Origin of the sequence: Pseudoalteromonas sp. SR45-1, from assembly GCF_014163655.1 — a bacterium.
GTDB lineage: Bacteria > Pseudomonadota > Gammaproteobacteria > Enterobacterales > Alteromonadaceae > Pseudoalteromonas > Pseudoalteromonas distincta.
On sequence record NZ_JACJDR010000010.1, the window covers coordinates 168,615 to 178,086 of the forward strand.

Here is a 9,472-nt window from a genome sequence, read left to right on the forward strand (position 1 = left end):
TAACGTTAAATAGACCCCATATATAAGCAGATTGGTATAATCAAAAAAGGCTGCACAATGCAGCCTTTTTTATTTTACAGTAAGATTATGAATCTAACTTGTATAAACGTAAATATAATTAACCTACGTTTTTACGTGCGTTACGGAACATACGCATCCACGGGCTATCCTCGAGCCACTCATCTGGGTGCCAAGAATTGGCAACGCTTCTGAATACACGTTCTGGATGCGGCATCATTACAGTGGCACGACCATCAGTTGACGTAATACCGGTAATACCTTCTGGAGAACCATTAGGATTCGCTGGGTACTGCGTTGTAGGGTTACCGTAGTTATCTACAAATTTAACCGCTACAGTGCCGCTATCAAGCGCCGCTTTAGTGGCTGCATCGTTTGCAAACTCAGCATGACCTTCACCATGAGAAACCGCTATAGGCATACGCGAGCCAGCCATTCCGTTAAAGAACACAGACGGATTCTCTTGTATTTCTACTAAACTAAAGCGTGCTTCAAAACGCTCTGATTTATTAGTTACAAAGCGCGGCCAATATTCAGTACCAGGGATCAACTCTTTTAACGTTGATAACATTTGGCAACCGTTACATACACCTAAGCTGAAAGTATCTTCACGGTGGAAAAAGTTTTGGAACTGATCGCGTGCCATGTCGTTAAACAAAATAGACTTAGCCCAACCTTCACCCGCACCAAGTACGTCACCGTATGAGAAACCACCACAGGCCACTAAACCTTTAAATTGCTCTAGTGTTAAACGACCTTCTAAAATGTCGCTCATGTGTACATCAACGGCTGCAAAACCTGCGCGATTAAACGCTGCCGCCATTTCTAAATGAGAGTTAACACCCTGCTCACGTAAAATAGCCATTTGCGGTTTAGCACCGGTTGCAATGTATGGTGCAGCTATATCTTCGTTTAAATCAAAGTTAAGTTTTACGTTTAAGCCTGGATCTTTTGCATCAAATTTAGCATCAAACTCTTGCTTAGCACACTCAGGGTTATCACGGCGTGCTTGCATTTGATACGTTGTTTCAGCCCAAATAGTACGAAGCTCAGTACGCGTATGATTAAGTACCGTATTTTCGCCACGGTTAAATATAATCGTATCGTCACTGTTAAGCGTGCCAATGCTGTGGCTAATTGCAGCTATACCATGTTGTTCAAACACCGCATTTACTGCATCTAAATCAGCATTTGCAACTTGAATTACCGCACCTAGCTCTTCGTTATAAAGCGCTTCAATGTCTGAACCTGTTAAAGCTGCTAAATCAACAGTTACACCGGTATGACCCGTAAACGCCATTTCAGCTACTGTGGTAAATAAACCACCATCTGAGCGGTCATGATAAGCAAGTAACTTACTATCAGCCACAAGTGCTTGCATTGCGTTATAGAAGCCTTTTAATAACTCAGGGCTATCAACATCAGGGGTTACATCACCTAATTGCTTATAAACTTGTGCAAGGCTTGATGCGCCCATGCGGTTTTTACCCGCACCTAAATCAACTAATATAAGCGATGTATCGCCTTTATCTGTGCGCAGTTGTGGCGTTACTGTTTTACGTACGTCGTCAACACGACCAAACGCAGTTATAACCAGTGAAAGCGGCGATGTTACTGACTTCTCTTGTGAGTCACCTTCATCTTTCCATGTCGTTTTCATCGACATAGAATCTTTACCTACAGGAATCGTTAAACCAAGCGCAGGACAAAGCTCTTCGCCTACGGCTTTAACAGCTTCATATAAACCAGCATCTTCACCTGGGTGACCCGCTGCTGCCATCCAGTTTGCCGATAACTTAATGTTTTCAAGGCTACCAATATTTGCACAGGCAATATTAGTTAACGACTCTGCCACAGCTAAACGAGCAGATGCACCGTAATTAAGTAATGCAGCCGGAGTACGCTCACCGAGTGACATAGCTTCACCGTGGTAAGTATCATACGTTGCCGCAGTTACAGCACAGTTAGCAACAGGTACTTGCCAAGGACCAACCATTTGGTCGCGCGCTACTAAACCCGTAACTGAGCGATCGCCGATTGTTATTAAGAATGTTTTTTCTGCAATGGTTGGTAAACGCATTAATCGCTGCGCTGCATCTGCTGCATTTATTGATGTGATATCAAGCGCTTTGCCAACAACTTGCTTTGACGTTACATCGCGGTGCATTTTAGGTGCTTTACCTAATAATACGTCCAGCGGCAAATCAACAGGGTTATTTTCAAAGTGGCTGTCTGACACAGTTAAGTGAGGTTCAGCTGTTGCTTCACCAATAACAGCGTACTGGGCACGTTCGCGCTTACAAATTGCTTCAAAGCGGTCAAAGTCCTCTACGCCAACAGCGAGTACATAACGCTCTTGTGATTCATTACACCAAATTTCGTGTGGTGCCATGCCTGGCTCATCGTTAGGGATGCTACGTAATTGGAACTTACCACCACGTCCGCCATCATTAACAAGCTCAGGAAACGCATTAGATAAACCGCCGGCACCTACATCATGGATAAACGCGATTGGGTTTTCATCGCCTAGCTGCCAACATTTATCGATAACTTCTTGGCAACGACGTTCCATTTCTGGGTTTTCGCGCTGTACTGAAGCAAAGTCTAAATCTTCGTTTGACTGACCTGAGGCCATACTTGATGCAGCACCACCGCCTAAACCAATGTTCATTGCAGGCCCGCCTAGCGCAATTAATTTAGCGCCTACAGGAATATCACCTTTTTGAACATGATCAGAGCGAATATTACCTAAACCACCGGCAAGCATAATTGGTTTATGGTAACCACGTACTTCTTCACCGTTATGGCTTGTTACTTTTTCTTCGTAAGTACGGAAGTAGCCTAATAAGTTAGGACGACCAAACTCATTATTAAATGCAGCGCCACCTAGTGGACCTTCTGTCATTATATCAAGTGCGTTTACAATACGACCCGGCTTACCAAAATCGCTTTCCCACGGTTGCTCGTAACCTGGAATACGTAAATTTGATACAGTAAAGCCAACTAACCCTGCTTTTGGCTTAGAGCCACGACCAGTTGCGCCTTCATCGCGAATCTCACCACCAGAACCTGTAGCAGCACCTGAGAATGGCGCAATAGCTGTTGGGTGGTTATGAGTTTCAACTTTCATTAGTATTTCAATGTCTTCTTGATGATACGCATATTCACCTTGCGCATTTGGGAAGAAGCGACCCGCTTTTGAGCCTTTCATTACTGCCGCGTTATCTTTATACGCCGACAATACATTTTCAGGATTTAGCTCAAACGTATTTTTAATCATTTTAAACAGCGATTTTGGCTGCTCTTTACCATCGATTGTCCAGTCAGCATTAAATATTTTATGGCGACAATGCTCTGAGTTCGCTTGTGCAAACATAAACAATTCGATGTCGTTAGGGTTACGTCCTAACTTTGTAAAATTTTCTACTAAGTAGTCTATTTCGTCATCAGCAAGCGCAAAGCCTTGCTCAACATTGGCTGTTGCTAGTGCTTCGCGTCCACCACCTAAAATATCGACAGACGACATTTGGCGTGGGGCATCACTGCGAAACAGCTGAGCCGCATCTTCAAGTTCATTGTGTGTGGCTTCAGTCATGCGGTCGTGCAATAACGCAGTTACTTGTGCAAGTTGTTCTGCGTTTAAATCACCTTCAACATAATAAGCAATACCGCGTTCAACACGGTGAACCTGCTTTAAACCACAGTTGTGGGCGATGTCGGTAGCTTTAGATGCCCAAGGTGAAATGGTACCTGGGCGAGGTGTAACAAGTACAAGTTTGCCAGCTGGGGTATGCTCAGCAATAGTTGGACCGTAAGTTAATAGTTTTTCAAGCTTGGTTTGCTCAGAGCTACTCAACGGCGATGTTAAATCGGCAAAGTGAGCATACTCGGCGTATACGTTAGTGACTGGAAGTTGCGATTGTTGGCAACGCGCTAAAATTTTATTAACTCTGAACTCTGACAGTGCTGGTGCACCACGAAGGATCAACATAGGTAATTTCATCCGGGGTTAGGGATTGAACGATATTTTAGGCACGCATTATAGTCCAATTAGCATTCAGATTTAACTCAAAATTACGCTTTTCATAAAATTAACTTTTTAGCTTTATTTATAGCCTCTTTTGGTTAATAAAATAAAAGGTAAAGTGACGCGATGGCTTAGTTTTGCTATAACGGTGGCTGGCGAGCTTAAGGGGCACTCAATGTTCAAAGAAAAACTAATAATAATCATTACTTTAGTTATGCTGTTATGTGCATGTGATATGCAAGAGCAGCCAACTCAACTCGCCCAAATAAAAGAACAAAACAAAATACGTGTGGGTACACTTGCAAGTGCTAGTAATTATTATCAAGCCGTTCAAGGTGAACAAGGCTTTGAATATGAGCTATCTCAAGCATTTGCTGAATATCTAGGTGTAGAGCTTGAAATAGTGCCATTTTTTAACTTATCCGATATGTTTGAACGCCTTGAAAGCGGTGATTTAGATTTAATTGCCTCAGGACTTACCTATAATAAAACCCGTGCAGAGCAATACCGTTATGGACCAACTTACAGAACAATCAGCCAAAAATTAGTTTATAAGCAAGGACGTGTTCGTCCTCGAGAGTTTGCCGACTTAGATGGCAACTTTACTGTTATCGCTAAAAGTAGTCATTCGCTTACTCTGCAAAAAATGAAAAAAAACAATCCAGATCTTACTTGGATAGAAAGCGAAGAGTTTGATGAAGAAGAACTACTTCAAGCAGTTATTGATGGCGAGATTGATTACACACTCGCTGATACACATACGCTATCGTTATTTCGCCGTTATCATCCAAATTTAAGTATCGGTTTTTCTGTTAGTCATAACGACCCGATTGCATGGATACTTAATAAATCAAAAGATGATTCTTTATATTCCTTATTAGTGCCATTTTTTGGCGATATAAAACAGAGTAATCAGCTCTACGTACTTGAAGAAAAATACTTTGGCCACGTACGCCAATTTAACTATGTAAATACCCTTGCTTATATCGAAGCTATCAAAGAAACCTTACCAACATACCAACCATGGTTTGAACAATATGCTGGTAGCCTTGATTGGCGTTTATTAGCGGCACTTAGCTATCAAGAATCTATGTGGAATCCTCGTGCTAAATCGCCAACAGGCGTTCGCGGTATTATGATGCTAACCCGCAGTACAGCAAAACAAGTAGGTGTTACCAACCGCTTAGAGCCAGAGCAAAATATTCGCGGTGGTGGTAAGTATTTAAGTAAACTGATTAAGCGTATACCTGATAGAATTCCTCAACCTGATAGAACATGGCTTGCACTAGCGGCTTACAATGTAGGTTGGGGGCACGTTAACGACGCGCGTATAATTACCGAGCAGCAAGGCGCAAGCCCTGATAAATGGGCTGATGTAAAAAAACGCTTACCGCTGTTAATTAAAAAGCGCTATTACCGTAAAACTCGCTATGGTTATGCGCGTGGCGATGTAGCGGTTAAATATGTTGATAATATTCGTCGCTATTACGATGCACTTGTTTGGCTAGATGAGAATAATGCTATTGCTGTAGAGTCTGAGCCAGAACCAATCACAGAGCAGAGCACTGATACCGAGCCAAACTTAAATGAAGAAAGTGACGATAAAAGTAACAAAGATGAAGCGCAAACAGAAAAACAACAGCCTATAATTGAGCCCGAACAACCGAGTGAAAACAATAACTAAGATTTATATAGGTATCAGTTTTTTGAGCAAACCAGTAAGCAAAATTTAAGTAAATTAAATATCTGTTTACTTGTCATCAAATGATCACTAATGTGTATTACTTGTATATTATTATTTTATAAGATATACCCTGCGCCTTTCTCACTCTTGCATTAGGAGAAAACATGCTAAAACGTAGACGCACACAAAAATTAAAACGCAATGTGATTTATTCAACAGCCACACGTCGTCGTGTTATGCTAAGAAAACTGCACAAAAAAATCATCTGGCGCCGCCGAATGTTTGCTATGCAGCAAATGGCTGAAACAGAAATAGAGCCAATCGCTAGTTAACTCTAGCTAGGTTTATTTATTTGTTCATCACGAGCAGCTTTCTTAGCTGCTTTAATTTGCGCTCTTCTACGCTTAAAAAAATTCGAAATAGTATCACCGCATTGCTGTGCCAAAACACCACCGCACACCTCAACTTGATGATTTAACCTCGGCTCTTGTAATAAGTTCATAATTGAACCTGCAGAGCCTGTTTTAGCATCGAGGGCACCAAATACTAAACGCTTTATTCTGCTATGCACCAACAGTCCTGCACACATAGAGCAAGGCTCTAACGTTACATATAGTGTGCAATCAATTAAGCGGTAATTATTAAGTACTTTTCCAGCTTCTCGCACTGCAATCATTTCCGCATGGGCTGATGGGTCGTTATCCGTTATTGAGCGGTTGTACCCCACTGAAATTAGCTGGTTATCTTTTACTACAATTGCTCCAACCGGAATTTCATCAAGCAACTCTGCTTGCTTTGCATACAAAAGCGCTTGCTCCATCCAGTAGGAATCATTAAATGGCTCGTTCATTCTTTCTACTTAAATAACTTTTTATGCTGTAATTATACCTAGTTAGCACTCTAAAGTGCGTCATTCATTACTTTATTGCAAAAATAAAACGATATTTACCTGTTTGTAATGGCTCACTAGTGTGGATTTACGCTATAATCTCACGCTTTTTTTATTTAGCTCACAACACGGGTAGCAAATGAAATTTCCTGGACGCCGCAGGCATAAACATTATTTTCCAGTGGAAGCCAAAGATCCACTTACTAATCAACTTAACGCAACAGAGCGATTACAACGTAGTTATATTACGGGTATCGATCAGATCGTTGTTGATATAGAGGCAAAAGTTGATCAAGCTTTCCTTGACGAATTTCAACTACGTAGAGGTATGTCACAAGTTATTGATAGCGACATAACGAACGCCTTATACGATCGTTTAAAATTAAACGATATGGTTGATTTTGAGTTTGCCGGTGGGACCATTGGTAACACTATGCACAACTACTCTGTACTTGCAGATGATCGCTCAGTTTTATTAGGCGTAATGAGCGAAAATATAAAAATAGGTAGCTATGCTTACCGCTTTTTATGTAATACCTCAAGCCGTGTAGATTTAAACTATCTTCAACCAGTAGATGGGCCTATAGGTCGTTGTTTTACATTAATTGATGAAACCGGTGAGCGTACTTTTGCAATAAGTGCGGGCCTAATGAATCACTTACGTCCTGAATCTATCGATAAAAACCTTATTGAAAATTCATCAGCATTAGTGATCAGTGCCTACCTCATGCGTACGCAAGGTAGTGAAACGATGACTGAAGCGACTATGCAAGCGGTAAAATACGCTAATGATGCAGGTGTGCCAGTTGTTCTTACACTCGGAACTAAATTCTTAATTGAACAAGACCCGACCTGGTGGGCAAACTTTGTTGAAAAGCATGTTGATATTCTTGCTATGAACGAAGAAGAAGGGTTAGCTATTACAGGTTTTGAAGACCCTCTTCTAGCAGCCGATAAAGCACTTGATTGGGTGGATTTGGTAATTTGCACCGCTGGCGAAAAAGGCTTATTTATGGCCGGCTACGTAGACGAAAGCTTAAAGCGTGAAACCGAATACCCGTTATTACCAGGAGCAATACCTGATTTTAATCGATACGAATTTTCACGTGCTATGCGTAAAACCGAGTGTGATGAGCCTATCAGAGCATATAGCCATACAGCCCCATTTATGGGTGGACCTGATTCAATCAAAAACACCAATGGTGCAGGCGATTGTGCTTTAGCGGCTGTGCTACATGACTTATCAGCAAATGTTTATCATAAACTTAATGTGGCAAACTCTGCTAAGCATCAGCAACAAGCTATTACTTACTCGTCACTATCGCAAATTAGTAAATATGCTAACCGAGCTAGTTATGAAGTGTTAGTTCAGCACTCTCCTCGTTTATCTCGCGGTTTACCAGAACGCGAAGACTGCTTAGAACAGGTTTACTGGGAACAATAATAACGGTGGGAGCAATCATTGCTCCCTATCAACTTCCTAAAAAATAGAAATATCGAGCTTTTTAGATAGCAGTTCCAACGCTGCAATTCCTGCAACCGAATTACCAAACGAATTAAGTCCCGGAGAATAAACAGCTACCGTAAACTTATTTGGTAACACGGCTAAAATAGTCCCTGACACTCCCGATTTACCTGGCATACCTACTCTGTAACCAAAATCCCCCGCAGCATCGTATAAGCCACTGGTAAATAATAGCGAATTAAGCTGCTTATTTTGACGGCTACTTAAAACACGATCGCCCGATCGATTATCAACACCTTTATTTGCTAAAAAATTATAAGCTTTGGCTAATTCAATACAGTTGAGCTCAATAGAACAAAAGTTAAAGTAAGACCATAAAACATCATCGACTTCATTTTCAAAATTACCAAACGACTTCATTAAATGTGCCATAGCAGCATTACGATGCCTAAATTCATACTCAGAATTAGCGACTTTTTTATCAATCACTATCCCTCTATTACCAGCTAACAACCTAAAGGTCTCGAGCATAGAGTGCATTGGTGCAGATAAGCGGCTGTATAACGCATCACACGTTACAATTGCGCCTGCATTTATGAAAGGGTTACGAGGAATCCCTTTTTCAAACTCAAGCTGTGTAAGCGAATTAAAGGCAGTACCTGAAGGCTCCTTTCCAACTCGATGCCAAAGTTCATCACCATAACGTTGCAGTGCCATAGTAAGTGTCATAACTTTTGAAACAGACTGAATGGTAAAACGTTGAGAGCAATCCCCCGCACATACAGTCTTACCATCAGTTGTATAAATAGCGATAGAAAATTGCTCAGGATCGACCTCTGCAAGGGCTGGTATATAATCAGCTACTTTTCCTTGTGATAATAAAGGGCGTACTTCATGTGCTATTTCATCAAGCACCTTTTGGTAATCAGCTGTAGGCAAACTAGACCTCTATATCATCATTCATAAAAATTGGATTTTAGCACGCGCGAATAGACGCAACTAGTTTTGTTGTTGAATTTAAAGGGGGGATGTTTTTCTTAATTTAAAAAAGCAAAAAACCCGTCACATTACTGTAACGGGTTTCTCTTAATTAAATCCTGGTAATGTCCTACTTTCACATAGCAAATGCTACACTATCATCGGCGCTGTTTCGTTTCACTACTGAGTTCGGCATGGGGTCAGGTGGGTCCAAAACGCTATTGTCACCAAGAAAATTCTTTTCAATTTTCTTATTTTAATTATTAAGATTAAAGTCCTTCGACTGAATTTGAAGCCTGGTAATGTCCTACTTTCACATAGCAAATGCTACACTATCATCGGCGCTGTTTCGTTTCACTACTGAGTTCGGCATGGAGTCAGGTGGGTCCAAAACGCTATTGTCACCAAGCA

6 protein-coding genes and 2 rRNA genes are annotated in these 9,472 nt (G+C 41.2%); 3 read left to right on the forward strand and 5 right to left on the reverse strand.

The genetic code is table 11. The annotated features are described in order from the left end of the window. Nucleotides 1-118: 118 nt before the first annotated feature. Nucleotides 119-4,009: a phosphoribosylformylglycinamidine synthase gene (gene purL / locus H5089_RS12225; RefSeq protein ID WP_182712289.1), complete on the reverse strand. Its 3,891-nt coding sequence runs from the start codon at nucleotides 4,007-4,009 to the stop codon at nucleotides 119-121. Nucleotides 4,010-4,220: 211 nt separating this feature from the next. Between purL and mltF the strand changes: the two genes are divergently transcribed. Beyond that, nucleotides 4,221-5,729, forward strand: coding sequence for a membrane-bound lytic murein transglycosylase MltF (gene mltF / locus H5089_RS12230; RefSeq protein WP_182712290.1), 1,509 nt, complete (start codon nucleotides 4,221-4,223; stop codon nucleotides 5,727-5,729). Between the two features lie 164 nt (nucleotides 5,730-5,893). After that, entirely contained in the window at nucleotides 5,894-6,061 is a 168-nt protein-coding gene (locus H5089_RS12235; RefSeq protein ID WP_002961076.1) for a hypothetical protein, read from the forward strand. Between the two features lie 2 nt (nucleotides 6,062-6,063). On the opposite strand, the gene tadA is transcribed toward H5089_RS12235, so the two are convergent. Then, nucleotides 6,064-6,579, reverse strand: coding sequence for a tRNA adenosine(34) deaminase TadA (tadA, locus tag H5089_RS12240; RefSeq protein ID WP_002961078.1), 516 nt, complete (start codon nucleotides 6,577-6,579; stop codon nucleotides 6,064-6,066). A gap of 178 nt (nucleotides 6,580-6,757) precedes the next feature. Between tadA and H5089_RS12245 the strand changes: the two genes are divergently transcribed. Continuing rightward, complete coding sequence (locus tag H5089_RS12245; protein WP_033021433.1) at nucleotides 6,758-8,062, forward strand: inosine/guanosine kinase; 1,305 nt, start codon at nucleotides 6,758-6,760, stop codon at nucleotides 8,060-8,062. A 36-nt stretch (nucleotides 8,063-8,098) separates the two neighbouring features. Here H5089_RS12245 and glsB read toward each other — a convergent pair whose 3' ends face one another. The 3 genes from glsB to rrf (H5089_RS12260) all read right to left on the reverse strand — a co-directional run bounded on the left by glsB (nucleotide 8,099) and on the right by rrf (H5089_RS12260) (nucleotide 9,470). Beyond that, a complete protein-coding gene (glsB, locus tag H5089_RS12250) occupies nucleotides 8,099-9,022 on the reverse strand; it encodes a glutaminase B (RefSeq protein ID WP_002961081.1) in 924 nt (307 codons plus the stop codon). A gap of 156 nt (nucleotides 9,023-9,178) precedes the next feature. Continuing rightward, nucleotides 9,179-9,293, reverse strand: a 5S ribosomal RNA gene (gene rrf / locus H5089_RS12255). A 62-nt stretch (nucleotides 9,294-9,355) separates the two neighbouring features. Further along, nucleotides 9,356-9,470, reverse strand: a 5S ribosomal RNA gene (gene rrf, locus H5089_RS12260). Nucleotides 9,471-9,472 lie beyond the last annotated feature (2 nt).

Bases quoted from the DNA above. Each gene is read 5' to 3' on its own strand.
- purL (WP_182712289.1), bottom strand. From the start codon at position 4,009: ATGTTGATCCTTCGTGGTGCACCAGCACTGTCAGAGTTCAGAGTTAAT.
- mltF (WP_182712290.1), top strand. From the start codon at position 4,221: ATGTTCAAAGAAAAACTAATAATAATCATTACTTTAGTTATGCTGTTA.
- H5089_RS12235 (WP_002961076.1), top strand. From the start codon at position 5,894: ATGCTAAAACGTAGACGCACACAAAAATTAAAACGCAATGTGATTTAT.
- tadA (WP_002961078.1), bottom strand. From the start codon at position 6,579: ATGAACGAGCCATTTAATGATTCCTACTGGATGGAGCAAGCGCTTTTG.
- H5089_RS12245 (WP_033021433.1), top strand. From the start codon at position 6,758: ATGAAATTTCCTGGACGCCGCAGGCATAAACATTATTTTCCAGTGGAA.